We start from the raw sequence: 24,813 nt of genomic DNA, 5'->3' as shown, positions 1-24,813 counted from the left end.
GTACAAGATCTTCAACGAAGCCTATGTGAAGGGCCCTACCCGAAGCACTTCGAGATAAGCGAAGAAACGCTTGGGCCGGCTCCTTGAGCGGACCGAACCCTTGCACCAGATTGTCGCGGTGATTGGTAAGCAGCGCCTTTCGGAGTGGAAAAGGAAAGCGGTGACAACTGACGGCTTTCCGAACTTTATCCAGCAACAGGGCGGATACGCGCTGCGGCCGTTTCCCTGAGAGAAATCCGGTGTCGTGCCGCCTGGAGCAACAGGCGTCGCCGGCGACCAATCTGCCTCGCTTATTCTACATCTGCCTTGCGCAGCGTATCCAGCGTCGGCATCGAGGTTATGTTGTAGCCGGCGTCCACAAAATGGATTTCGCCGGTCACGCCTGCGGACAGGTCGGAGAGCAGGTAGAGGGCGGAATTGCCGACCTGATCGATACTGACGGTCTTGCGCAGGGGAGCATTCCGCTGGTTCCAGGAGAGGATTGCACGGGCATCCGAAATGCCCGCGCCCGCCAGCGTGCGGATGGGGCCCGCGGAGATGGCGTTAACGCGGATGCCGCGCGGACCGTAGTCGGCGGCGAGATAGCGCACGGAGGCCTCCAGAGCAGCCTTTGCAACCCCCATGACGTTGTAGTTCGGGATGACGCGTGTGGAACCGTTATATGTCAGCGTCAGCATAGAACCGCCCTCGGCCATCAGCGGTGCGCAGCGCCTGGCGATCTCCGTAAAGGAAAAGCAGGAGATGACCATCGTTCGGCTGAAGTTTTCGCGCGTAGTATCCGCGTAGAGGCCCTTCAGCTCGTTCTTGTCGGAAAAACCGATGGCATGGACGATGAAATCCAGTTTGCCCCAACGCTCCTCGAGTGCACCAACAACGCCGTCGACTGAGGCAATGTCTTCGACGTCGCAGGGTACGACGAAATCCGAGCCGACTTCCGCTGCGAGCGGTTTCACCCGCTTGCCGAGCGCCTCTCCCTGATAGGTAAAGGCAAGCTCGGCGCCTTGGGCTGCAAGCGCCCTTGATATACCCCAGGCGATAGAATGGTTGTTGGCGACGCCCATGATGAGCCCGCGCTTACCCTGCATGATTGCGGTCATGTTCTTATCCGTTGTAGCGCTGGAAAACGAGCGTCGCGTTGGTGCCGCCGAAGCCGAAGGAGTTGGACAGAGCGATGTCGATCTTGGCGTTGTCAATGCGTTTGCGGACGATAGGCACTCCATCGAATTCAGGATCGAGTTCCTTGACGTGGGCGCTTTCGCCGATGAAGCCTTCCTGCATCATCAGGATCGAATAGATCGACTCCTGGACGCCGGCTGCACCCAGCGAGTGACCCGTCAGCGACTTGGTCGACTGGATGTGAGGCATCTTGTCGCCGAAGACCTCGCGGATCGCGCCGATTTCCTTGCTGTCGCCCACCGGCGTAGAGGTGCCGTGCGTATTGATGTAATCGATATCACCCTTCACCGTCGAGAGTGCCTGGCGCATGCAGCGCACGGCGCCTTCGCCGGAAGGAGCGACCATGTCGTAACCGTCGGAGGTCGCGCCGTAGCCGACGATCTCGGCGTAGATCTTCGCACCTCGTGCCTTTGCATGCTCCAACTCTTCAAGAACGAGAACGCCGGCACCGCCAGCGATGACGAAGCCGTCACGGTTGACGTCGTAGGCGCGCGAAGCCGTTTGCGGCGTGTCGTTGTACTTGGAAGACATCGCACCCATGGCGTCGAAAAGGTTGGACATGGTCCAGTCGAGGTCTTCGTGACCGCCGGCGAACATCACGTCCTGCTTGCCCCACTGGATCATTTCTGCGGCATTGCCGATGCAGTGCGCAGAAGTCGAGCAGGCCGACGAGATCGAGTAGTTGACACCGTGGATCTTGAACCAGGTTGCAAGTGTCGCCGATGCCGTGGACGACATTGCCTTCGGCACGGCAAACGGGCCGATGCGCTTCGGGCTGTTGTTTTTGACGGTGATCTCGGCAGCTTCGATCAGCGTGCGGGTGGACGGACCGCCGGAGCCCATGATGATGCCGGTGCGTTCGTTGCCGCTGATCACGGACTCTTCGAGACCGGAATCGGCAATCGCCTGCTTCATGGCGACATGATTCCAGGCGCCGCCTTGCGACAGGAAGCGCATTGCGCGGCGATCGACCAGATCGGTCGGATCGAGGCTGGGACGGCCCCAGACCTGGCACTTGAAGCCATGCTCGGCAAAATCGTTGGAGAAGGAAATGCCGGACTTGGCATCGCGCAGCGAGGCCGTGACCTCAGCGGCATCTTTGCCGATCGAGGAAACAACGCCCAGACCCGTGACAACTACCCGTCTCATGTGTTTCGACCTTTTCGTTTTTTCTATCTTGGAATACCGGGCTGTTTCGCCCGGTAGAGTCAGTCGGCCTTTTCCTGGAAAAGGCCGACGCGCAGATCGGTAGCCTTGTAGATGACCTCACCGTCGGCCTTCATCCAGCCATCGGCGATGCCGAGAACGAGACGGCCGCGCATGACGCGCTTGAAGTCGATGCCGTATTCGACAAGCTTCGTCTTCGGCGTCACCATGCCGGTGAACTTCACCTCGCCGGTAGAGATTGCACGGCCCTTGCCAGGCTCGCCTAGCCAGCCGAGGAAGAAGCCGGTCAGCTGCCACATCGCGTCAAGGCCGAGGCAACCCGGCATCACGGGATCGCCCATGAAGTGACAGGGGAAGAACCAGAGGTCAGGCGTGATGTCGAATTCGGCGCGAATGAAACCCTTGCCATGCGGTCCACCGTCTTCGGAAATCTGCGTAATGCGATTGAACATCAGCATCGGCGGCAGCGGCAGCTGCGCATTACCCGGGCCGAACATTTCGCCACGGCCACAGGTCAGGATTTCCTCATAGGTGAAGCTGGATTGTTTCGTTGTCATCAAAATTCTGTTTCCCCCGCACGTGCCAATGGAGTGATTGTTTAGTCCAAGTTCCAAGGAAAATGAAGCATAAGCATGGCTAGTTCTACCCCGCCCTTGAACTGACTTGTCGCCTTATTTGGTGGTCGCATACAGGAAGGCCAAGGCCCCGGCCAGACCCAATTGCGTCAAAAGCCCGATTTTCCGGCGTTTCGGAGGCCATTGTCCCCATGGGAACTATTGAAAGGCTTCCGCGCAAAAGATATATGGCTTAGGAAACCTGATTGATTGACGCTAGAATAACCGGAGTTCTTCCCTTATGGCGGCTGCAGCCCCGATCGCAATCGAAGCCAGACTGCGCAGCGCAGGCCTGCGACCGACGCGTCAACGCGTTGCGCTCGGCGATCTGCTTTTTGCGAAAGGCGACCGGCATCTGACTGTCGAGGAACTGCACGAGGAAGCAGTTACCGCCGGCGTTCCGGTTTCTCTGGCGACCGTCTACAACACGCTGCACCAGTTTACCGAAGCCGGCATGATCCGTGTTCTCGCCGTCGAGAGCGCCAAGACCTATTTTGACACCAACGTTTCCGATCATCATCACTTCTTTGTCGAAGGCGATAATGAAGTGCTGGATATTCCGGTCAGCAACTTGACGATCGGCAATCTACCGGAGCCGCCGCCGGGCATGGAAATCGCCCATGTCGACGTTGTAATCCGCCTGCGCCCGAAGCGCTGAATTTCACATGACATCGTCAGGGTGGCGACCGGGCTTGTGCCTGTAGGTCGGGAACGTCCATCCGAACCATAATGCGCCGCCGCGTACGGCAAAGGCTGCGACAACGCCAAGGGCGGATGCGCCATAAAGCGGCAGGCCGAGTTCAGTTGCACCGGTAAAGATGCCCGCACCGAAGAGTGCCGCAGTGATGTAGATTTCGGGTCTCAGGAGCACGGAGGGCTCGTTCGCCATCAGATCGCGCAACACGCCCCCGAAAGTTGCCGTCAGTGTCCCCGTCACGATCGCGATCGTCGGCGAGCCTGTCGCGGCAAGTCCCTTGGCCGCACCCATGACGCAATAGGCGGCGAGCCCCACCGCATCGAGCCAGATCAGCAGCCGGTAACGCGACTCCACGAGATGGGCGGTGAAAAAAACCACGATGCCTACCAGACAGCAGATGACGATATAGGCTGGGTTCAGCACCCAGAATACCGGCACGCGGCCAAGCACGATATCGCGCACCGTGCCGCCGCCGGTGCCTGTTACCATAGCGAAGAAGAGGAAGCCGATGAGGTCGAGCTGCTTGCGCGAGGCGGCGAGTGCACCCGTCGCGGCAAAGAGTGCGATGCCAGCATAATCGAGATAGACGAGCAGAGACATTGATTGGCCCCCAGAGCCGGCAGACGATACTGGACTGAATCACGGTGGCAAGGGCGGCGCAAGGCGGATCGTCCAGAATGGGCGCCTGTCAGTGTCCATCCGACAAAAGAGGAAAGCCGTGAAAGCGCTGCTCATCGTCCTGAATTTAATAGCCCTCCTTGTGGCTCAGTCGGCCTCTGCGCAGCAATCGCTGATCTCGGATCCGGAAATCTACGAGAAGAAGCATTTCACCGAGCAATGTACGAAGGCCGAATTTTCGGACGCTTACATCACGCGCCAGGACATCAACAATGACGGCCTTATCGACGCCGTGGTCAATGAGGGCGAATTGACCTGCGACGGAAAGAAGGGGCCGCAGTGCAACGACGATGGCTGCACCTATAATTTCTACCTGCAGGTGGCCGAGGGGGGCTATTTCATGATCGCGACGGCGCAGATTTACGGCTACGATTTCATCAAGCGCTTCGGCAATATGGTGCTGGCCATGAAGATGCATCCGCGCTTCTGCGATCGCACCGACGGCGGCCCCTGCATCGTAACGGCGCGTGTTCGCGGCACGAAGTTTGTCACCATTTCAAAGAAATAATGCTTCAGGCTGGATAGAGCTCGGACGTTCGACCAGCAAGGTAATAGCCGACGAGACCGAACCATTCGCGCACGGCAGTCGCCATGTTCTGCGCATTGAGGCTCGGCTGCGTGAAGTCGATGCGCAGCGCTACATGACCATCCGTCCGGTAATCCGTCGGCCACGGCACGACATCGATGCCCTGCTTGCGAAAAATGCCGACCGAACGCGGCATGTGATAGCCGGATGTGATCATCAGGCAGTTCGAAAGTCCCTGGCTTGCAAGCAGCTCCTTGGTATTAATCGCATTTTCGAAGGTCGTGCGCGATGTTCTGTCTTCGACAAGCCGTTCACGCGCAATCCCGAAAAGCGGAAAGAAGCGCGCCGAGGCGGCCGCATCGCCTTCATATTTTCCAGAAATCGAGCCGTCCCCGCCCGAAATCAGAATACGCGATTGCGGATATCGCTGCGCCAGCCGCAGCGCTTCGATAAAACGGTCCGCGCCTGCATTGAACTCGATTCCGTGGCTGGTCGTATTCACCTCATTTTCAAACGCGCCGCCGAGAACGATCAAGCATTGCAAGTTATCCGGATCGCGGTCCGGCTTTGGAAAGCGCAATTCCAGATCCTGGAGGAGGTAATTGCCTGTTGTGGTGAAAAGGATGACGAAGAGCAGCAGTGTGCCGAGCGCCGAGAAAAATACGGCGAGGCTCCTGAAGCGGAGAACGACGGCAAGGAATGAAAAGAGAATTAGGAAGAACACCAGCGATAGCGGCTGGCCGACGACCCAGACTAACTTCGAGAAGAGAAACAATGATGCCCCCATGTCAAAACCAGCGGCATCTTATCCGATTCGATTGTGACGGGAATGACGGACGCATGGCACGATCGGAAGCTTGGATTGGGGATGGGATGGGGCTTTCGGCATAGGAACACCGTTGCTTCAAGCAAAGCTCCGTCAGCGTTTGCGTCAATCAACGCGCAATCCGCCAGCTGGGCATTCGCCTTGGTTCGGCCGATGTCCTACGGAGAAATTCAATGCCCCATGGCAAACTCTCCAAACGCAATGACACGATTTGCCGTGCCGTTTATGGTGTCGATGCCGATGTCTCCGCCATCAGTATCGTCGCCATGCAGGGCGGTGGCCCCGCGTGCTTCGGCCATGTGGCGATCCGCATGGGCGCTGTCTTGGAGCGTCGCTTTCCGGTACTGTTGCGGGTCACGCCGGCTGTCCGGCGCATCGCTTCATCCATCGTTGAATCATAACGAAAAAAATGAAGGCTGACCACATACCCTGCCGGCACTGTGTATCGCCGCCGCGCAGATCAGGCTCAATCGGATCATCCCCGGATTTGTCTTGCCGCCCGTTTGTGTTCCGTCTTTCGAGCCGCTAGTTTGAGGCCGACTCATCTCCTGGAAGCCATCGCGGACATGTCTGCACTTGAGAATTTCGCCGAAAATCTGCGGCGCCTCTGCCTTGCCAAGGCAGGCAGCATCAGCGCTGCCGCGCGCGGTATGCAAATCGGCCGCTCGCAGATTGAATCCTATCTTCAGGCGCGGCGCGCACCGGGCCGGGCCTCTGTAAAGAGGATCTGTGAATATCTCGGTGTGACCGAGGAAGAGATGTACCAGCGGCCGGTTGCGGTCGATTTGGACCACGGCCGTCCATCGGCGCAACGCATCTTGTCTGCGGCGAGGGATGCACTGGAGCCGCTCCTCTTTGCCGATCCTTCCGCCGGCATCGCACCCGGCATTTATCATGCCTACATGACGATCCCTGGTACGCCGGAGAGCCTACTTTGTGCCGTTGTTGTTCTTGCAAAGCAGGGAAGCGCCACGACTTTCCGTCGTCTTACCAATCGAGCGATCAAGAAGGGCGAATATTGGTCCCGCTTCACCGGCGATCATAAAGGCATTGTCGTCGAGCGGCTCAATTGCCTTTCCTTCGTCGCAGCCAATCAGATTGGTACGCAAGAGCCGACGCTGATGCGCCTTCGGTGGCTGCCATTCTCCGAGAAGCTGCTTGGAGGGCACGCCATGATTTTTACGCCCGCCGGACCGTCCTTCAGCGCCGTTGTGATGGTGCCGCTGAGCACGAAGACAAACCTCAGAACGGCGCTGCGCCTCGCGAAAGTCTACCGAACGGCCGATGAGGCCGTTCCGCGGATCGTACGGGACATGATTACCCAGCAGCGTGCCGATTTCATCTCCTCGGTCACACGCGATCTCGGTTAGTTGAGCGACAGCCCGGCTTCATGGGTCGCGGGCGCGTGATCGACGTTGACGCGGTGCGCCTCGATCAGCGCCATAGACAAGAGGTAGGTCAGCATCGGCTGCCGGGCGCTGCGGCTTTGCGCGATCAGCGTGTTCAGCATGTCGATCGTATAGTCACCGACCCCATCATCAAAATTCCGCGTTTGTTCGGCTTTCGCAGTCTTTTTATGGGCCATCGTGCTTTCTCCGGCGTCTTGTCGAGTTCATTCGCGCAATATGATTGGCATAATTCACGTTTTTCGGCTAGATATTTCTGTATAAACACAAAAATAACGATTTTAATTCAGAAATTTCCGATTTTTGACTTAAATTGAAGCAATACGCCACTGTGATGTATCAAACTAATATTTGCGAATTAATCGAATATTTTCGGTTGGCGTCTCATTGTTCGGGCTGCGATCAACACCGATTGCTTTCGAACCGAGGAGATGGAGCATGCAGAAGAAGAGCAAGCCGAACCTTAAGGTTACCGCAGCCAAGGCTAAGCCGACATTTGTCAGCCGCGGCATGATGTTCCGCATCGATTAAGCGATGAGATGCCTGCCGGGCGAATGGGCTGCGGCGGGCATTTTTCTGCGATGCGCTATCGTTCCTCCCGCACGCTCGTCTTCCATAATGATGGTGCCGAGTTCGTAGCCTGCAATTTCCTCACCAAGGCCGTCTTCGAGTGCAGTCCGGACCTTCTGGATTTTTTGCGCGCTGTTGCCGAGTGGAGTGATCGCGCCGCGATCCGCGATCAAGCGCCCGGCCATAGTGAGGACGACCTCGATGAAACGCTGGTGGCGCTTGTCGAGATGTCCGCACTCGTCGTCGAAGGATCCGAGCTTGAGATGCGGGAGGACGCCTTCCGTCAGCATTGGAAGTGGGGCGTGCCCGCCGCCCTGATGCATTTTTGCGTTCAGGACCCCGATTACATGTCCCTTAATGAGGCCGAAGATCTGCAGCGCGCTGCGCTCGCAAGCGATGGCGAGATCGAGCTCTACAGCCTCAATTCGGGGCAAGGCGATGTCATTTCGCTATCGGCCGAACCCTCCGGAAATTCTTTGCTGGCGCTGATGGCGAGGCGGCGGACTCAACGCAAGGGTCTTACGAAAGCCGTGTCATTACACGCGCTCTCCGAAGCGCTCTTCGCAGGCCTTGGGATTACAGGCACTGCACGAAATTCGGTGGTGACGCTACCGCTGTCGATGACACCGTCCGGCGGCGCACGCAACCCTTATGAAGCCTATGTTTTTGTGAAGGCGGTCGACGGCCTGGCGCCAGGAATCTATCACTATTCGGCCTTCGAGCATTCGCTGGCAAAGATATCGGACGCTTCGCCCTCTTTCGGCGATCTCGTCGGCGGCCAGGAATGGGCCGATACCATGCCCTGCATGATCGTACTCGTTGCCCATATGGACCGCAGCATGTGGAAATATAGCGATGCCAACGCCTACCGCGTGGTTTTGATCGAGGCCGGGCATATTGGGCAAAACATCATGCTTTCGGCCACGGCGCACGGAATGACGGCTTGCCCAACCGCGGCTCTAAGCCATACGCGGATCGGTGAATTGGTTGGTCTGCGCAATCCTGCTCATGCGCCGATCTACGCACTGACGCTTGGTTTCCCTGACGTAGCGTAAAGCCCAAAAAAAGTCGGTTGAATTTTGCAACTATCGGGTTGAGTTCTGCGCAAGAACCGTCATAGTATCGTTAGGAATTCGTTAATATATGAGGGAATGCCAGGTGCCGGATCCCGTAGATATCCTCGTCGGTCGCAATGTCAGACAGCTCCGCGCCCGCCGCCGTGTCTCGCAACTGGAGCTGGGGGAAGCTCTTGGTTTGACTTTCCAGCAAATTCAGAAATACGAAAAAGGCACCAACCGGGTCTCCGCCAGCAAGTTGCACCAGATCGCGGTCTTTCTTGGCGTCGAGATCTCCGCACTCTTTGAAGGCGCCGAAACGTCGCAATTCCCGTCAAAAGTTGCGCTAAGCCCCGAGGCTTATGAACTGGCTGTCAATTATGACAGGCTTCACTCGCCCGCAGGCAAGGAAGCGGTCAAGACCATTCTGACGCTGATGAGCGCGGAAAAGGCTGCCTGACGCTTCGATTGCGGCGCCATAGCAAAAGAGTATCCCGGTACCTTATGCCCGCCGCAGGCGGGTTTCTTTTTGTTTCGGGATTCTAATGAAGTTCGCGCTCGTGCAGCGCGACAAGCAAGTCGTCCTGCGTGTGATGCCCGGCATGATAAAGGTCGATCGCGATGCTGGCGATCGAAAGGCCCTGCTGGCTGCGGAGCTTGATATTGCGCTCCGCACACCAGGTATAAAGCGCGCCGGCAAGGACGTCGACGTCATCCGGCTGAAAGGACAAGGAGGCTGCTGCCGTCATGGAAGGACCTTCAATTGGTTTGTTCCCAGAATTATGCGCGTAGTAGTGATGGCATTTCAGCAGGTTGCAAGCGGCATCCGCAGCCTGCGTTAACGCAGGACGTATTGCCGGTTTTCTCTGTTTCAAATTGGAACAGAAATGGCCAGCTCTACGGAGCGGTTCTGGATTCGTGTGGTTTTGAGACATGCCGCCATGTGCCGGGTGGCTATCGGCCGCTCGTAAATTGGCCCAAAAACGGCGCGCGTGATCCTTATTCTCCGTGGCGAACGATGATTAGTGCATTGCCAGCATTGGCCTTGATACTGCGAGACCAGCCCGGATGATGACCAGCCGGAGCTTCGTCATGGCGCCCTTCGTGCATTGCTCGATCCTACGTCCCGGTCGGTTCTCGGATGGCAGCTACGGGATCTATTATGCGGGCGACAGCGAAGAAGTCGCGGTCGCCGAGACCATTCATCACCACGAAAAATTCATGCGCGCCACGAACGACTCCGGCTGGACGGCGGACTTCCGGGTCCTGATCGGCAGCGTCGATCGGGATCTCGATGACGTCAACGCGGTGCCTGACGTGCTGCACCCGGACGACTATACTGTCTCCCAGGCCAAGGGACGCGGCCTCCGGGCCGCCGGAAGCGATGGTCTCGTGTGGGGTAGCGTCCGCATGCCAGGCCGGCAATGCATCGGCATATTCTGGCCAGACGCAATCACGATACCGATCCAGGGGCGGCACTACAGCTACCACTGGAACGGGACACGCGTAGATTTCGTGCGTCAGCACGACACCGGGCTCGTCCTGGCGGTCAGCTAAGGGCGCTACCGTGATCGGTTGAAGGGCAGCGCTGAGCCTGCGAACGGCCATAACGATGCCACTGCGTGCGCCGCCGGCCTCTGAAAGCATTACCCGATTCCAACACTCCTCCTAAGCTCCGATCACGGCCAGCTTGGCATCCGATCAAAGATCACGCCCAGTCGCGACGTGAGCGCACTGGCATTTTGCACTATTGCCTGTCAGAAAGTCCGAGGAACTCGATGACGCTATTGCCGTTACATATCAGCAGACATCGCAATGGGAGTTTCCAAATGACGATCAGGTCTGTTTTTGTCACAATCTTCATATTGATAGCCAGCGTCGCGAGTGCTGCCGATACAGTAGTGGGAACCTGGAAGACGGAAAACGGCGAGACGTCGGTGATCGACCATTGCGGAGCGAACTATTGCATTGTGGCGAAGAGCGGGCGATATGCGGGACAGCAGATCGGTTTCTTTTCAGGCAGGGCGGATACGTATACCGGCCGGCTCACAGATCCGCGGACCAAGACAACCTATAGCGGCAGGCTCACCGTATCGGGAAACAGCCTCAAACTCCGTGGCTGCGCGACGAGCGTATTGTGCAAGACCCAGATCTGGACCCGCCTGAACTGAGATAGCGCTATCATCAGACCGTTTTGTTTTCCGAGCATCATCGTGGCGCTGGGCGGGATGATTGTTTCCAAGGGCCCGTATCGCTTCTTGCACTATCCGAACTATGTTGTCGTGATGGGCGAGATCGCGGCACTCCCACTCGGTTTTGCCACTTTATGCACTTCTGTTTTCCATCGCCAATGCAGTCATTGTGACCAGCGCGTCAAGAACGCCGCACTTGCAGGATTGTCCCATGCCGGACAGGCTTGAGTCTGATCTTACCGATCGCCGCCAGACCGTCATCTGGATCGGTTTCTTCGCCATGTGCATTGGCATGTTTATGGCGATCTTGGATGTGCAAGTTGTGGCGACGTCGTTGCCAACGATACAGTCTGCTCTCGACATCGATCCCGAGCAGATGAGCTGGATTCAGACCGTCTATTTGATTGCCGAGGTAGTCGCCATCCCGTTAACCGGGTTCCTGACGCGTTTTCTCACCATGCGATGGCTGTTCGTGACGTCGCTGGTCCTTTTCGTGATCGCGTCGGCGGGATGTGCGATCAGCAGCGGCTTCGGCGAACTCGTCGCTTGGCGGGTTGTGCAGGGCTTTTCAGGCGGAACGCTGATACCCTCTGTCTTCTCGGCGGTGTTCATTCTGTTTCCAAACGAGCGCCAAGCCCTTGCCACCACCATTGCCGGCGTTCTCGCCGTCCTCGCTCCGACTGTCGGGCCGATTGTCGGTGGCTGGCTGACAGAAACCTACTCCTGGCATTGGCTTTTTTTGATCAATATCATTCCTGGAATTCTTGCCGCTCTTGTTGCAATGCGATCGCTCCCTCAAGAGCGCGTCGACGTCTGGGAACTTCGCGGGCTTGACGGGGTGGGATTGGCCACGATGGCCGTCGCTTTGATTACGCTGGAGCTTGGATTGAAGGAAGCGCCCACGAGCGGCTGGATGTCAACCTATGACAGTGGCCTGTTCGCCGTCTCAGCCCTATCAGCATCGGCATTCATATGGCGATCGCTCCACCGCGCCCGGCCGTTGGTAGAGCTTCATAATTTCCAAGATCGAAACTTTATGGTGGGCTCGACGCTAAGCTTCATCCTCGGCTTCGGTCTATTCGGTTCTGTCTATCTGATGCCTGTGTTTCTGGCCTTTGTCAGAGGACATAACGCATTCGAAATCGGGATGACAATGCTCGTAACCGGCATCGCGCAATTATGTACAGCGCCAATTGCTGTTGCGCTCGAAAAGCAAATGGACCCCCGCCTACTGTCCGCGCTCGGCTTCGCGCTCTTTGCAATCGGCATCGGTATGAGTGCTTCGCAAAACCCTCGCTCCGACTATGATGAAATGTTCTGGCCACAGGTCATAAGAGGCGTCTCCATCATGTTTTGCCTTCTGCCGCCGACCCGTCTGGCGCTCGGCACGCTGGCGCCCGAGCGTGTTCCAGATGCAAGTGGTCTGTTCAATTTGATGCGAAACCTTGGCGGCGCAATTGGGATCGCGCTCATCGATACCATCCTATATACCCGCTCGGAGCCGCTTGGACAAAAGCTCTGGGATCGCTTGCAGGCAGGGAATTTGGAGGCTGCCGAGTTCATCGGCGCACCGGCCCAGATCGTTGCCGGCCACACCGGCGCTTTTGATGCGGATACGACAGCAATATTGAACCCTCTTGTTCAGACCGCGGCAACCGTCCAAGCGCTCAACGAAGCGTGGATGATGGTCGCAATCATCACGGCATGTGCTGTCATATGCCTCCCTTTTGCAAAGCCTGTTTTGCCGGCGCAGTCGTGACCGAAGTCCCGCGTGATGCGCGCAAATCAGGGATCATGGAGGCGGGGTGGAGGTCAGCAATGAGCTTCTGCTTCGTGCTGACATCCACAAGGTTTCGATCGCGGATACGCACCCGCCGATCTGATTTCCGCTTTGTCGTAAGCGGGCGCCTGAAGGCGTTCTTCCAGAACGGGAAGCACTATTGCGACCTGAGGGTCAGCGGCTGCGTCTGCATGGAGGCCTGAACTGGCATCGGGAGGAGCGTTTCCTCGGCTAACGTGAGCGAACATGGCTGGGCAACGCCTAGGCGGGCATGAAAAAAGCGGTACTAGGTAGCAAATGCCACCAGCGGCCGCTTCCGGCCCGGAGCCGTGATAAGGTCTTTGGTGGTGGTCTTACCACGGCATCGATGAACCGTGCGTGCTGGGCTAGGTATTCCTCGATGCCGCTCTCGTTTGTCGCCTCCAACTCTAGCTTCAGGCTTTGATATCCGCGCCGCAATTCGTCATCCTTCGCGGCCATCCGGGCGGGCTTTTTTCCGAGTGCCTCGGCGATCTCCCCGTTGGCCTTGCCGGCAGCGATTAGGCTCGGAATATCGGCTCGCGCGGCGTCAGGGGATCCAATGTCATGATTGCCCGGCAGCTTCCAAAATGAGCTTGGTGATCTCATTCGGATGTGAAATGAGCGACAGATGGCTGGATTTGAGTTCGATGGCTTTAGCGCCCATGCGTCTGGCCATGAAACGCTGCAGGTCTGGATTTATCGTTCCATCTTGCGTCGAAACGGCGTAGTAGCTTGGCTTGGAACGCCAAGCAGCGTTTGAGGTTTTGCCGGTGAGCAACGCCTTTTGGAATGGTTGTTGAACGGCATAGAGAACCCTCGCCCTAGCCTCGGGAAGGTCGCCCCCGAAATCGCGCAGGAACGCTTCCTCCGTCAGCCGTCCTTCGTCGCCGTCGAAGACAATGCCCGCGGTTGCGGGTGGTGTCGGGTAGGTTTTTGCCAAAGCTGCATAGTCCTCACCTGCATCCGGTGCTCGGGCAGCGACATAAACCAGTGAAGAGACGTTCGGATGTACGCCTGCTTCGGTGAGGATCATCCCCGAAAAGGAGTGGCCGACAAAGACGGTCGGACCGTCCTGCCGGTCGAGGATGCGCCGGGCGGCCGCCACGGCCTCGGGCAGCGTAGTGAGCGGGTTCTGGACCGCCGTGCAGTTTAGGCCCTTCGCTTGCAGCAGGGCGATAACCTCGGTCCAGCATGATCCGTCGGCGAAAAGTCCATGCACGAGAACGACATTGCGCGCCTTTGGAGGCGTGTGAGTGGCGGCCAGGCCGGCATGTGTCGCAACAAGTGACGTGGCAGCACCGACGAGCAAAGTTTTCGAAAATGTGCGTCTGTTCATTATCATGATCGAATCTCCATCGTGTGCGAAGCGGTAGGATTATTTGAACTCGGTCCGGACCGGCATCTCAGATTGACATGCCGCCGGAGACCTCGATGCGTTGGGCATTGACCCAGCGGTTGTCCTCAGAGAGCAGCGAGGCAATCATCGGACCGATATCGTCGGGCAGGCCGGCGCGGCCCAGCGCCGTCATTTCGGCGACACGCTGGTTCAGATCCGGATTGTCGCGGACCATACCGCCGCTAAAGTCGGTCTGGATGGCGCCGGGCGCGACGACATTGACGGCGATGCGACGCGGTCCCAGCTCCTTTGCCATGTACCGGGTCAGCACCTCGACCGCTCCCTTCATCGCACCGTAAGAAGCGCTGCCAGGGACGATGATGCGAGTCAGGCCGCTCGACAGGTTGACGATCCGGCCGCCGTCATTGATCAGCGGCAAGAGCTTCTGCGTCAAGAAGAAAACACCCTTGAAGTGCACATTGTAAAGCATGTCCAGTTCATCTTCCGTCGTCGCCTCGATGCTGTTGTGGTGCGAGGTTCCGGCATTGTTGACGAGGTAGTCGAAGCGCTCGGCGGCGCCCAGATCGGCAAGCGCCTGCTTTATGGCGTCGACGAAAGGGTCGAAACCCTGGGCGTCGCCGGTGTCGAGCTTGAGGGCAATGGCTTTGGCGCCGGCTTCAGCAACCAGGGCCACGACCTTTTCGGCTTCCGCCCTGCTGGAATTGTAGGTGAGGATCGAGTCGACACCACGTCTGGCGAGGTTGAGCACGGTGTTGCGGCCCAGCCCGCGGCTGCCGCCGGTGACGATTGCGATTTTGCGTTCGGAATTCTGTGTCATCGCCGTTCTCCTTTGTTGATGACGGTGAACATAAGAGGGCGAAGCACGGGTGAACATGCCGGAACCGGCTTCTTTCTTGCCTGATCCTGCCTCCAGCGTTAATTTGGAATTCCAGATTTGCGGGGGATCCGATTGAGCACTCTTTCGATGTTGCATGATGCCGTCGTCGCCGCGTTTGCGGCTCATGGAAGCGGGAGCCCCTATTTCACCGTGATCGACGGACTGGCCTTGCTCCGATCCTTCTCCGAGCGGCATCCGAACCACCTGATCCACCGGCCAGCGCTCTGCATCGTGGTGCAGGGCGCGAAATGGACGACGTTCGGCGAACGGAGGCTCCATTATCGCACCAGCCAGGCCATGGTCGTCAGCGTCGAGATGCCGGGTGCAAGCCAGGTGGTGCACGGAGCGCCGGATGCGCCCTATCTCAGCGCCGTCATCGAACTCGACCAGGCGATCCTACGCGAAGTCTATGAAAGCATGGAGGCACCGCCCACTCCGGCCTCCGGCGAGCATGCCGCCGCCTTCGTTATGGAGCTCAACGAGGCGATCCTCGGCTGCGCCGCGCGCGCCGTCAGCCTGCTTGGCGAGCCGCAGGCAATCCCGCTGCTCTATCCCGGCGTCAAGCGCGAACTCTGCTACCGCCTGCTGGCCGGGCCACATGGCGGTGTCTTCGCCCGCATGGTCGTCGGCGCGGAGCGAAACCGGCGTCTGGTCGAAGCGATCCACGCATTGCGGGGCAATTTCGACAAGCAGGTGCGCGTCGATGATCTTGCCGCGCTCGCCGGCCTGAGCCCGACAGCCTTCCATCGTCAGTTCAAGGCAATGACCGCGATGACACCGGTGCAGTTTCAAAAGCAGATCCGCCTGATGGCGGCGCGCCGGCTGATGCTGTCGCGCGAAATGTCGGCGGAAACGGTCGCCTTTGAGGTGGGCTATGCCAGCCCCTCACAGTTCAGCCGGGAATATGCCCGGCTGTTCGGGGCTCCGCCACGCCGAGACATCGGAAAGCTTCTCTCGGCCTGACTGTTTCAGCGTGCACGCTGAAACTACGCATGACCGCTGTTGGCGGCGCAAAGCGGTCACCGCGCACGATCACCGGCTGGTGGCATTTGCTACATAATTCCGGAAAAAAGCCGGGATGGAAACCCCGGCTTTCAACCTGTGCTGTGTTTGCGCGCCAGCCCTTATCCTTCGAAGAATTCCTTCATGCGCGCGAAGAAGCCTGTCGATTCCGGATTGTTCTCCTTCGAGGAAAGCTGCTCGAACTCCTGGAGCAGTTCGCGCTGCCGCTTCGAGAGCTTTTGTGGCGTCTCGATCTGGATCTGGATGTAGAGATCGCCCGTCTGGCTGGAACGCAGCACCGGCATGCCCTTGCCCTTGAGGCGGAACTGCTTTCCGGCCTGCGTGCCTTCGGGAACGGTGACGCGCGACTTCGTGCCGTCGAGCGTCGCCACATCGAAAGTGCCGCCGAGCGCTGCCGTCGTCATCGAGATCGGAACGGCGCAATAGAGGTCGGCTCCATCGCGCTGATAAAATTCGTGCGGCTTCACCGACAGGAAGATATAGAGATCGCCCGCCGGTCCGCCGCGCGTGCCGGCCTCGCCTTCGCCCTGCAAGCGGATGCGCGTGCCATCTTCGATACCAGCCGGAATATTGACCGAGAGCGAACGCTCTTCCGTTACGCGGCCCTGGCCATGGCACTTGGGGCATGGATCGGGAATGGTCTGGCCGCGGCCATGGCAGGTCGGGCAGGTTCGTTCGATCGAGAAAAAGCCCTGCGCGGCGCGAACGCGGCCGGAGCCTTGACAGGTGCCGCAGGTTTTCGGTTGCGTGCCGGGCTTGGCGCCGGAACCCGAGCACATATCGCAAGTGATCGAGGTTGGAACACGAATCTGCGCCGTCTTGCCGGAGAAGGCCTCTTCCAGCGAAATTTCCATATTGTAGCGAAGGTCGGCACCACGCTCGCGTCCGCCGGATGAGCGCTGCCGTCCCCGGCCACCGCCCATCATCTCGCCGAATATGTCTTCGAAGATGTCGGAGAAGCCGCCGCCACCGGCGAAGCCCGCACCGCCGCCGAAGCCGCCAGCACCCATGCCGCCATGCTCGAAGGCTGCGTGACCATAACGGTCGTAGGCCGCACGCTTCTGCGGGTCCTTCAGCGTTTCATAGGCTTCGTTGATTTCCTTGAATTTGATTTCGGCGCTCTTATCGTCCGGGTTCTTGTCCGGATGATATTTCATTGCCAGTTTGCGGAAGGCGCTTTTCAGCTCTTTTTCATCCGCCGTTTTGGCGACGCCCAGAGTTTCGTAAAAGTCCGCTTTTGCCAATTTAAACCCCGGAAATGGATTTCCGGCTGCCCTCGGACAGCCGGATTGCAGTGTTTAGCATAACCGCTTCGCCGCGGATTTATGCGGACTTCTTGCGGTCGTCGTCCTTGACTTCTTCGTAGTCGGCATCAACGACATTGTCATCACCTGCCGAAGCATCTGCCGTACCGGCTTCCGCCTGCTGGGCTTCGTAGATCGCCTGGCCGAGCTTCATGGACACTTCCATGAGGGTCTGGGTCTTCGCCTTGATATCCTCGGCATCCGGGTCGGTCGCCTCGGCTGCAGACTTCAGAGCCGCAATCGCATCAGAGATGGCGGTGCGGTCGGCCTCGGAAACCTTGTCACCGTAATCCTTCAGCGATTTTTCCGTCGAGTGAACCAGGCTTTCGGCTTGGTTCTTGGCCTCAACGCTTTCGCGGCGCTTCTTGTCTTCCGCGGCATGCGATTCTGCATCCTTGACCATCTTTTCGATGTCGGCGTCCGAAAGGCCTCCGGAAGCCTGGATGCGGATCTGCTGTTCCTTGCCGGTACCCTTGTCCTTGGCCGAAACCTGCACGATGCCGTTCGCATCGATATCGAAGGTAACTTCAATCTGTGGAACACCGCGCGGCGCCGGCGGCAGGCCGACGAGGTCGAACTGGCCGAGCAGCTTGTTGTCGGCAGCCATTTCGCGCTCGCCCTGCGAAACGCGGATGGTGACGGCCTGCTGGTTGTCATCGGCAGTCGAGAAAGTCTGCGACTTCTTGGTCGGGATCGTCGTGTTGCGCTCGATCAGACGGGTGAAGACGCCACCGAGGGTTTCGATGCCCAGAGACAGCGGGGTCACGTCGAGAAGCAGAACGTCCTTGACGTCACCCTGCAGAACGCCGGCCTGGATGGCAGCGCCGAGCGCAACGACTTCATCCGGATTGACGCCCTTGTGCGGCTCCTTGCCGAACAGCTGCTTGACGACTTCCTGAACCTTCGGCATGCGGCTCATACCACCGACGAGAACGACTTCATCGATCTCAGCCGGGGTGACGCCGGCATCCTTGAGGGCCGCCTTGCACGGCGCGATCGTGCGCTGCACGAGGTCGTCGACCAGGCTTTCAAGTTTGGCGCGCGTCAGCTTCAGCGTCAGGTGCTTCGGGCCAGAAGCGTCAGCCGTGATGAAGGGCAGGTTGATTTCGGTCTGCTGCGAGGACGAGAGCTCGATCTTGGCTTTTTCGGCAGCTTCCTTCAGGCGCTGCAGCGCGAGCTTGTCGTTCTTGAGGTCGATGCCGTTGTCCTTCTTGAACTCTGCGACGAGGTATTCGACGAGACGCATGTCGAAGTCTTCACCGCCGAGGAAGGTGTCGCCGTTGGTGGACTTCACTTCGAAGACGCCGTCACCGATTTCGAGGATCGAAATATCGAAGGTACCGCCGCCAAGGTCGTAGACGGCAATCGTCTTGCCTTCCTTTTTGTCAAGCCCGTAAGCGAGGGCCGCTGCGGTCGGCTCGTTGATGATACGCAGAACCTCAAGACCCGCGATCTTGCCAGCATCCTTGGTTGCCTGGCGCTGCGCGTCGTTAAAGTATGCCGGAACCGTGATGACGGCCTTCTCGACCTTTTCACCGAGGTAGGATTCAGCCGTTTCCTTCATCTTCTGAAGGATCATCGCGGAGACCTGCGCGGGCGAATAGCCCTTGCCATTGGCTTCGACCCAGGCATCGCCATTGTCACCCTTCGAAATACTGAAAGGGACAAGACCCTTGTCCTTCTCGACGGTCGGATCTTCGTAGCGGCGGCCGATCAGGCGCTTGACGGCAAAGAGCGTATTCGTCGGATTGGTGACGGCCTGGCGTTTTGCCGGCTGGCCGACAAGGCGTTCGCCGTCGTCGGTAAATGCTACCATGGAAGGAGTCGTGCGCGCGCCTTCTGCGTTCTCAATGACCTTCGCGTCCTTGCCGTCCATGACAGCGACGCAGGAATTTGTCGTTCCGAGGTCGATACCAATTACTTTTGCCATGTCATTTACTCCTTGAAGCAAGCTGTCGGAACCCCGAGAAGGCATTTCCCTGACAGCCCCTTACGGGATGTGGGTCTTCGGAATTAACGCAATCGTGATTGCGGTGATGCGGCGTATATAAGGAGCGGTTTTCTGGACTGCAAGGCGAGAATGAGCCCGAAATCCAGCAAAACGAACGTGTTGCATTCACTTTCTACAGTGAGCGAAAAAACTCCGCCGTGCTTCGCATCTGCGTGGACTTACCAAAGCCGGCTTGCATCGAGCATGAGCGGCTTCGCTCATTGGCCCATGATCAGGTCAAGCAGAGTGGTGCGGCGCGGCTGGACGGAAGAGGTGGCCGCAGGGCCGCCGACATCTCCCGGTGGAATAGGTCCTCCCGGGGCCGCCACGGCCTGTTGCTCGTGACCGGGTGCCGGTGGAAATGATGTTTGCGCCTCCGTGCTGCTCCCGCCTCCGAAAACGCCGGAAATGATGCCGCCGATCGTTGTCGGCTGCTCCTGCATCGGCCGTGGTTCAGCCTGCGCCATCGGCTGATTGCCGAACTCATTCGGGTCCGCAATGAACTGGCCGTTGCCGAATAGCGGAGCTGGAGAAAGACCCTTGTGCGCGGCAATCATGAATTCCTGCCATGCCTTCGCAGGCAGGCCGCCGCCGGTAACCTTCTTCATCGGCGTGCCGTCGTCATTGCCGAACCAGACACCGGTCGTCAGATTGCTGGTGAAACCGACGAAGAGCGCATCGCGCGAATTCTGGGTCGTGCCCGTCTTGCCGGCCGCCTGCCAGCCAGGAATCTTGGCGCTTTTGCCCGTGCCGGTCTCGATCGTGCCCATCATCATGGCATTCATGTTGGCGGCGACCGTTTCAGAAACAACGCGGGGCGGGTTGTCATAGGTGTTCTCATAGAGAACCTTGCCCTCGGCGGTCGTCACCCGGCGGATCACATGCGGGGTTGCCTTGTAGCCGCCGTTCATGAAGGCGGCGTAGGAAGCGGTGAGCTCCGTGAGCGACACTTCAGACGTGCCAAGCGCGATCGAGGCATTCGGCTGCAGTTCGGTCTCGATGCCGAGTCGGTGCGCAAGCTTGATCACCTGCTCCGGCCCGTCATACATGACGAGCTGGGCGGCGACGGTATTCAGCGACTTGGCAAGCGCGGTCGCGAGTGTCACCTCGCCATTGTATTTCTTTTCATAATTTTCAGGCGTCCAGTTGCCGATGCGAATCGGTGCGTCGTTGAAGACGGAATAGGGCGTCAAACCCTTTTCGAGTGCGGCGGCATAAACGAAAGGTTTGAAAGAGGAGCCCGGCTGGCGCTTCGCCTTGACCGCGCGGTTGAACTGGCTTTCGGCATAATCCCTGCCGCCGACCAGCGCTCGGATCGCGCCAGTCCCGTCGATCGAGACGAGGGCGGCCTGGGACGCATCGAGCTTTGCGCCGTCCTTGCCGAGAATGTCGTTGAGCGACTGCTCAGCCTTCCTTTCCAGCCCCTTGTCGATCGTCGTATCGACGATGAGGTCCTCTTTCACTTCGCCGACCAGCCCGGGTAGCTCGTCCATAACCATGTCGGCCACATATTGACCAGCGCCCGACCAGTAGCTCTTCGCCTTGGACGGCGTCTGCGTCATCGCCGTCTTTACCTCGTTGTCGGTGATATAGCCTTGGTCGCGCATGGCCTGCAGTACGATCTGGGCACGGGCGTTTGCGGCGTCTGGGTCGCGGGCCGGAGACAGGCGTGACGGCGCCTTGACGAGACCGGCGAGCAAAGCCGCTTCCCCGAGATTCACGTCACGCGCGGACTTGTTGAAATAACGTCGGGCGGCGGCCTCGACGCCGTAGGCATTCGAGCCGTAGAAGACGCGGTTCAGATACATCGCAAGGATCTGATCCTTCGTATATTTCTGCTCGAGCCAGAAAGAGAGCAGCACTTCCTGCACTTTGCGCTCCAGAGTGCGATCCGGCGAAAGGAAGAGGTTCTTCGCAAGCTGCTGCGTCAAGGTGGAGCCACCCTGAATCGGCTGGCCCGTCAGGTTGTTGACGACGGCGCGGGCAAGCCCCATTGGGTCGACGCCGAAATGCGAGTAAAAGCGCTTGTCTTCTATCGCGATGATCGCTTCAGGGAGTTGGGGCGACATCTGATCGAGCGATAGCGCCTCGCCGCCGGTGGCGCCACGATTGGCAATCACGCTGCCATCGACAGATGCGATCTTGACGTTCGGCGGCCGGTCAGGGATCGCCCAGGTGCTAGCGCTCGGCATGCGCGAGCCGTAGTAGAAAACCAGCCCAGCTGCACCGATGCCGGCCCAGATACCAAGCACGATGCACCAGTAGACCACGCGGCGGATGAAGTTGAAGAGACCGCCGTCCTGGCGTTCGGGCGGCTCGCGTCTGCTGCGCCTTTTCCTGTCGGGTGCGCGGGTTCGTGTCGCGTCCGAGGAAAAACGTTTGGTTCCGCGTCGGCCGGAGATACGATCGTCGTCGTCCAGCGAGAAATCGTCGTCCTCTTCAAAGCGGCTACGGCCGCTGAAGGACGGTTCGATTCTATCGCGTGATCTGCCCCTACCTGCCATCGTGGACCGGCCGCACCCCATATGTCGCAAGCGCTCTTTGCGCAATCATCCGGGTGGACTTTAAATACGGCGATTTAAGGGGTGGTTAAGACTGCAGGCAAGCGGTCCCGACGGCGCTTCAGCCCTGCCGTTTGCGCATGGCTGCCATTCGTTGCAGCTGTCACGAAACTGACATATATCGCGCCACCTTACGCCGAAGAAAAAAGCAATAAGCGTAGTAGTTAGGCATTTAATATGAGCATTGACCTTAAGAGAATAGACGAGACCTGTCTTCGCGAGATCTGGAGCATCCATGAGTTTGCCCGGCAGCATCGGCTGAGCAAGATGGAGGAAAGCCGCCTGAAAATGCTGCACGGTCCGTTTGCACAGATGCGTGAGCTCGTGACAGGCTCTGATCGCAAAGCTTCCGTTTGGTAATTTGGAACCTTTAGCTGTCCCGCCAGTTTCCTTTGTAGCGGGACAGCCCTCAAGTCCCGTTATGGATCGGTCGTCTCCCCTCAACACGGCCGATCGAAATCAGGCCCGGCGCCTCCGTCTTGGAGCGTCGGGCTTTTTCTATGCAGCTTATCGCAAAAGGGCGGCATCTCTGCCGCCCCAGCGCCACGTTAGTTCCGGCAACCCGGCTCGCCCGGTTGGCAGGCGCCTCGCTGCGGCCTGCGGCGATCATTGTCACCACCGCTGCGGTTCCGATTGTCGTCACCACGGACGCGACTATTGCCATCATCGCCTCCACGTTCGAAGTTCCGGCGGTCATTGTCGCCACCTCGGCGGTTACGATTGTCGTCGCCGCGGACGCGATTGCCATCATCGCCTCGACGTTCGAAGTTCCGGCGGTCGTTGTCACGATCGCTGCGGTTTCGATTGTCGTCGCCGCGGCGGATGACGCGATTGCCATCATCGTCTCGACGTTCGAAGTTCCGGCGATCGCGATCACGATCGCCGCGGTTGCGCAGATCACGGTCAAAGTCCGGCTGCCTGTCGACATTGGGCCTGCGGTCGGGCGCGCGATCGAAATCCGGCAGGCGATCCCGACGATCGTCAAAGTCCCGGCGTCGTTCACGGCGATCGGAGTCGCGATAGAAGTCCGGTCCGCGGCGCCAGCGATCGCGGTCGCGATAGAAGTCACGGTCGCGGTAATTACGATCCCAATAGCTGCCGAAGCTGAAGACAACGACGGGAATACCGAGTGGGCGATAATATTGAGGCCCGAGATAAACGCGGCGCTGTTGATAAAGTGCCTGGATATATCCGCCGTGCACCCAGCCACGGGCGCCGTAGAACTCCACGTCGCACCATGGCACGTCTGCAAGACAGCCGTAGATTTCGATGGACTCGCCGGCCGGAATTACGGTGACCGCCGGATATTCCGTGCTTGGGCCGGCCCGCATATTGACGTTCGTCGTCGCGAAGCCTTCTGCCGCCTGAGCGATCGCCGGAGCAAACAAGAGCATACCGGTCGCGGCAATTTTCAAGAGGGTGCGTTTCACGTTTTCAACTCCCTGGGAGGTAGCGTCATGCCACATCCGGTATTTGTTTTACTCCGGCTTTTGCCGGCTCCGGGCACAGTCCGAGGCTCGCCGACTTTTGTTAGCCGGCGATCATTCGTCTTGTCTTTCAATGGTTTATAGCGCGTGTTGCATGAACGCAGCTTGAACGGAAAAATGGGGCTCTAGGCCTTGAAAGTGCCGGAGCGGCTTCCGATATGACGCTCAACAGATCGCAGCCAAGTGGATGCTGTGCGCGCCTTAAGCGTTTGCCGTTTTCCATATCATTCCGACTGCTGGGCGTCTTAACGGCGTGTTAACCTTTCGGGATCAATCTTGGGCAAAGTCCGCTTTTTCCTTGACCACGGATGTACTGGCATTGAAGCGAAGCGGATGATGAAGGCCGGTTTATCCGGCCTTTGTTTTTGTCTGAATGCGTGCCCGCGTAAATCATCGCGAGGCACGCACTTTTCGTTCAAGCTGCCAATGCGTCGAGGATGCGCACCCAGGAGCGGATGCCCTTGTGGTAGGAGGCGAGTTCGTATTTCTCGTTGGGCGAATGGATCCGGTCATCTGCGAGGCCGAAGCCCACGAGCAGCGATTCCATGCCGAGCATTCTCTGGAAATCGCCGACGATCGGGATCGAGCCGCCCATGCCGATAACGACGGCGGGCTTGGGCCATTCGTCGGAAAGCGCGTTCTTCGCTTTCGTGATCACCGGCGAATCATAGGCAAGGTGAATTGCCGGCGAGGCGCCATGGGCATGGAACTCGACCGAGCAATCGGCCGGCACCTTCGAGCGGACATAGTTTCGGAACGTCTCTCGAATCTTTGCCGGATCCTGTTTGCCGACGAGGCGGAAGGAAACCTTAGCCGACGCCTTGGCGGCAATCACTGTCTTGAAGCCTTCGCCGGTATAGCCGCCCCATATGCCGTTGACTTCAGCCGTCGGGCGCGCCCAGGTGAGTTCCAGAACGGAACGGCCTTTTTCACCCGACGGCACCGAAAGGCCGACTTGGCCGAGTAAGTCTTCAGCGCTCTGGCCGAGCTTTTCCCATGAGGCCTTGATGTTTGCAGGCGTTTCCTCGACGCCTTCATAAAAATTCTCGAGTGTTATGCGGCCAGTTTCGTCGTGCAGACCGGCGAGCGCTGTTGTCAGGACATGGATCGGATTCGCTGCCGCGCCGCCGAAAAGCCCGGAATGAAGATCGCGGTCGGCCGCCGTAACGACGACTTCTTCACCGACAAGGCCGCGAAGGGCAGCAGCAATCGCCGGGGTCTCGCGGTCCCACATGCCGGTATCGCAGACAAGCGCATAGTCGGCCTTCAGTTCTGTCGCATTTGCCTCCAGAAAGGGCTTGAGCGACGGCGAGCCGGATTCCTCTTCGCCCTCGAAAAGGATAGTGATGCGGCAGGGAAGCGCGCTGTTGACCTCTTTATAGGCTCGGGGAGCTTCGACGGAGGGGAGTGGCTGGGCCCTGTTGGCGCGGGTGGCGCGGCGCGGTCGGGGGTTTGCGGCCTTGTCCACGGTCCGTGGCGGGGGGTGGGAGGGAGCGGGGGTCCCAA

General features: G+C 58.8%; 25 protein-coding genes. 11 read left to right on the top strand and 14 right to left on the bottom strand.

Features of this window, described 5'->3' with window-relative positions:
• Positions 1 to 290: 290 nt before the first annotated feature.
• From fabI to fabA, 3 genes are read right to left on the bottom strand one after another with little or no spacing between them, the layout of a single operon-like run.
• Positions 291 to 1,097: an enoyl-ACP reductase FabI gene (fabI, locus tag C9413_RS06390; RefSeq protein ID WP_039843511.1), complete on the bottom strand. Its 807-nt coding sequence runs from the start codon at positions 1,095 to 1,097 to the stop codon at positions 291 to 293.
• A 4-nt stretch (positions 1,098 to 1,101) separates the two neighbouring features.
• On the bottom strand, positions 1,102 to 2,325 hold the full coding sequence (gene fabB, locus C9413_RS06385) for a beta-ketoacyl-ACP synthase I (protein ID WP_039843512.1): 1,224 nt from the start codon (positions 2,323 to 2,325) through the stop codon (positions 1,102 to 1,104).
• A 59-nt stretch (positions 2,326 to 2,384) separates the two neighbouring features.
• Complete coding sequence (fabA, locus tag C9413_RS06380; RefSeq protein WP_039843513.1) at positions 2,385 to 2,900, bottom strand: 3-hydroxyacyl-[acyl-carrier-protein] dehydratase FabA; 516 nt, start codon at positions 2,898 to 2,900, stop codon at positions 2,385 to 2,387.
• A 298-nt stretch (positions 2,901 to 3,198) separates the two neighbouring features.
• Here fabA and irrA point away from each other — a divergent pair, with 298 nt between their 5' ends.
• A complete protein-coding gene (gene irrA, locus C9413_RS06375; protein WP_039843514.1) occupies positions 3,199 to 3,615 on the top strand; it encodes an iron response transcriptional regulator IrrA in 417 nt (138 codons plus the stop codon).
• 3 nt (positions 3,616 to 3,618) lie between these two features.
• On the opposite strand, the gene C9413_RS06370 is transcribed toward irrA, so the two are convergent.
• Positions 3,619 to 4,254 (bottom strand): trimeric intracellular cation channel family protein, encoded by a 636-nt coding sequence (locus tag C9413_RS06370; RefSeq protein ID WP_022713243.1) that lies wholly within the window; start codon positions 4,252 to 4,254, stop codon positions 3,619 to 3,621.
• A gap of 118 nt (positions 4,255 to 4,372) precedes the next feature.
• Between C9413_RS06370 and C9413_RS06365 the strand changes: the two genes are divergently transcribed.
• The gene (locus tag C9413_RS06365; protein ID WP_039843515.1) at positions 4,373 to 4,840 is read left to right on the top strand and encodes a hypothetical protein; all 468 of its coding nucleotides are present in this window, start codon (positions 4,373 to 4,375) and stop codon (positions 4,838 to 4,840) included.
• Positions 4,841 to 4,844: 4 nt separating this feature from the next.
• Here C9413_RS06365 and C9413_RS06360 read toward each other — a convergent pair whose 3' ends face one another.
• A complete protein-coding gene (locus tag C9413_RS06360) occupies positions 4,845 to 5,633 on the bottom strand; it encodes a YdcF family protein (RefSeq protein ID WP_039846564.1) in 789 nt (262 codons plus the stop codon).
• A gap of 224 nt (positions 5,634 to 5,857) precedes the next feature.
• On the opposite strand from C9413_RS06360, the gene C9413_RS06355 reads away from it, so the two are divergent.
• A complete protein-coding gene (locus tag C9413_RS06355; protein ID WP_039843516.1) occupies positions 5,858 to 6,085 on the top strand; it encodes a hypothetical protein in 228 nt (75 codons plus the stop codon).
• Between the two features lie 165 nt (positions 6,086 to 6,250).
• Positions 6,251 to 7,054 carry a helix-turn-helix transcriptional regulator gene (locus C9413_RS06350; RefSeq protein ID WP_039843517.1) on the top strand — a complete coding sequence of 268 codons (804 nt, stop codon included), beginning with the start codon at positions 6,251 to 6,253 and terminating at the stop codon, positions 7,052 to 7,054.
• Here C9413_RS06350 and C9413_RS06345 read toward each other — a convergent pair.
• Positions 7,051 to 7,269: a hypothetical protein gene (locus C9413_RS06345; RefSeq protein ID WP_039843518.1), complete on the bottom strand. Its 219-nt coding sequence runs from the start codon at positions 7,267 to 7,269 to the stop codon at positions 7,051 to 7,053. The genes C9413_RS06350 and C9413_RS06345 overlap by 4 nt on opposite strands.
• A gap of 402 nt (positions 7,270 to 7,671) precedes the next feature.
• Between C9413_RS06345 and C9413_RS06340 the strand changes: the two genes are divergently transcribed.
• Both C9413_RS06340 and C9413_RS06335 read left to right on the top strand, forming a co-directional pair.
• Positions 7,672 to 8,715, top strand: a complete 1,044-nt coding sequence (locus C9413_RS06340; RefSeq protein WP_170250289.1) for a SagB/ThcOx family dehydrogenase — start codon at positions 7,672 to 7,674, stop codon at positions 8,713 to 8,715.
• 103 nt (positions 8,716 to 8,818) lie between these two features.
• Entirely contained in the window at positions 8,819 to 9,175 is a 357-nt protein-coding gene (locus C9413_RS06335) for a helix-turn-helix transcriptional regulator (protein ID WP_022713250.1), read from the top strand.
• A gap of 82 nt (positions 9,176 to 9,257) precedes the next feature.
• On the opposite strand, the gene C9413_RS06330 is transcribed toward C9413_RS06335, so the two are convergent.
• Positions 9,258 to 9,464 (bottom strand): hypothetical protein, encoded by a 207-nt coding sequence (locus tag C9413_RS06330; protein WP_039843519.1) that lies wholly within the window; start codon positions 9,462 to 9,464, stop codon positions 9,258 to 9,260.
• A gap of 319 nt (positions 9,465 to 9,783) precedes the next feature.
• Here C9413_RS06330 and C9413_RS06325 point away from each other — a divergent pair, with 319 nt between their 5' ends.
• The 4 genes from C9413_RS06325 to C9413_RS06315 all read left to right on the top strand — a co-directional run bounded on the left by C9413_RS06325 (position 9,784) and on the right by C9413_RS06315 (position 12,666).
• Positions 9,784 to 10,272, top strand: coding sequence for an RES family NAD+ phosphorylase (locus C9413_RS06325; RefSeq protein ID WP_166677311.1), 489 nt, complete (start codon positions 9,784 to 9,786; stop codon positions 10,270 to 10,272).
• 272 nt (positions 10,273 to 10,544) lie between these two features.
• Positions 10,545 to 10,886 (top strand): DUF2147 domain-containing protein, encoded by a 342-nt coding sequence (locus C9413_RS06320; protein ID WP_039843520.1) that lies wholly within the window; start codon positions 10,545 to 10,547, stop codon positions 10,884 to 10,886.
• A gap of 57 nt (positions 10,887 to 10,943) precedes the next feature.
• On the top strand, positions 10,944 to 11,135 hold the full coding sequence (locus C9413_RS32655; RefSeq protein WP_223843995.1) for an isoprenylcysteine carboxylmethyltransferase family protein: 192 nt from the start codon (positions 10,944 to 10,946) through the stop codon (positions 11,133 to 11,135).
• A complete protein-coding gene (locus C9413_RS06315; RefSeq protein WP_039843521.1) occupies positions 11,119 to 12,666 on the top strand; it encodes a DHA2 family efflux MFS transporter permease subunit in 1,548 nt (515 codons plus the stop codon). Before C9413_RS32655 ends, C9413_RS06315 begins: the two co-directional genes overlap by 17 nt.
• A gap of 604 nt (positions 12,667 to 13,270) precedes the next feature.
• On the opposite strand, the gene C9413_RS06310 is transcribed toward C9413_RS06315, so the two are convergent.
• Both C9413_RS06310 and C9413_RS06305 read right to left on the bottom strand, forming a co-directional pair.
• The gene (locus C9413_RS06310; protein ID WP_039843523.1) at positions 13,271 to 14,050 is read right to left on the bottom strand and encodes an alpha/beta hydrolase; all 780 of its coding nucleotides are present in this window, start codon (positions 14,048 to 14,050) and stop codon (positions 13,271 to 13,273) included.
• A gap of 61 nt (positions 14,051 to 14,111) precedes the next feature.
• Positions 14,112 to 14,882, bottom strand: coding sequence for an SDR family oxidoreductase (locus tag C9413_RS06305; protein WP_039843524.1), 771 nt, complete (start codon positions 14,880 to 14,882; stop codon positions 14,112 to 14,114).
• Positions 14,883 to 15,014: 132 nt separating this feature from the next.
• Here C9413_RS06305 and C9413_RS06300 point away from each other — a divergent pair, with 132 nt between their 5' ends.
• The gene (locus C9413_RS06300; RefSeq protein WP_170250288.1) at positions 15,015 to 15,905 is read left to right on the top strand and encodes an AraC family transcriptional regulator; all 891 of its coding nucleotides are present in this window, start codon (positions 15,015 to 15,017) and stop codon (positions 15,903 to 15,905) included.
• 161 nt (positions 15,906 to 16,066) lie between these two features.
• Here C9413_RS06300 and dnaJ read toward each other — a convergent pair whose 3' ends face one another.
• The 5 genes from dnaJ to C9413_RS06275 all read right to left on the bottom strand — a co-directional run.
• Positions 16,067 to 17,209: a molecular chaperone DnaJ gene (gene dnaJ, locus C9413_RS06295; RefSeq protein WP_039843526.1), complete on the bottom strand. Its 1,143-nt coding sequence runs from the start codon at positions 17,207 to 17,209 to the stop codon at positions 16,067 to 16,069.
• A 79-nt stretch (positions 17,210 to 17,288) separates the two neighbouring features.
• On the bottom strand, positions 17,289 to 19,199 hold the full coding sequence (gene dnaK / locus C9413_RS06290) for a molecular chaperone DnaK (RefSeq protein WP_039843527.1): 1,911 nt from the start codon (positions 19,197 to 19,199) through the stop codon (positions 17,289 to 17,291).
• Positions 19,200 to 19,477: 278 nt separating this feature from the next.
• Complete coding sequence (locus C9413_RS06285; protein WP_170250287.1) at positions 19,478 to 21,763, bottom strand: transglycosylase domain-containing protein; 2,286 nt, start codon at positions 21,761 to 21,763, stop codon at positions 19,478 to 19,480.
• A 605-nt stretch (positions 21,764 to 22,368) separates the two neighbouring features.
• Positions 22,369 to 23,250 carry an SH3 domain-containing protein gene (locus C9413_RS06280; protein WP_170250286.1) on the bottom strand — a complete coding sequence of 294 codons (882 nt, stop codon included), beginning with the start codon at positions 23,248 to 23,250 and terminating at the stop codon, positions 22,369 to 22,371.
• Between the two features lie 472 nt (positions 23,251 to 23,722).
• Positions 23,723 to 24,813: M20/M25/M40 family metallo-hydrolase (locus tag C9413_RS06275; RefSeq protein WP_246703706.1), on the bottom strand; the 1,091-nt coding region annotated here is incomplete at its 5' end.

The sequence above is a fragment of the Rhizobium sp. SEMIA 4085 genome, assembly GCF_013004495.1.
In the GTDB taxonomy this organism is placed as follows: Bacteria; Pseudomonadota; Alphaproteobacteria; order Rhizobiales; family Rhizobiaceae; genus Rhizobium; species Rhizobium gallicum.
This window is presented reverse-complemented; position numbering and strand designations above follow the sequence as displayed.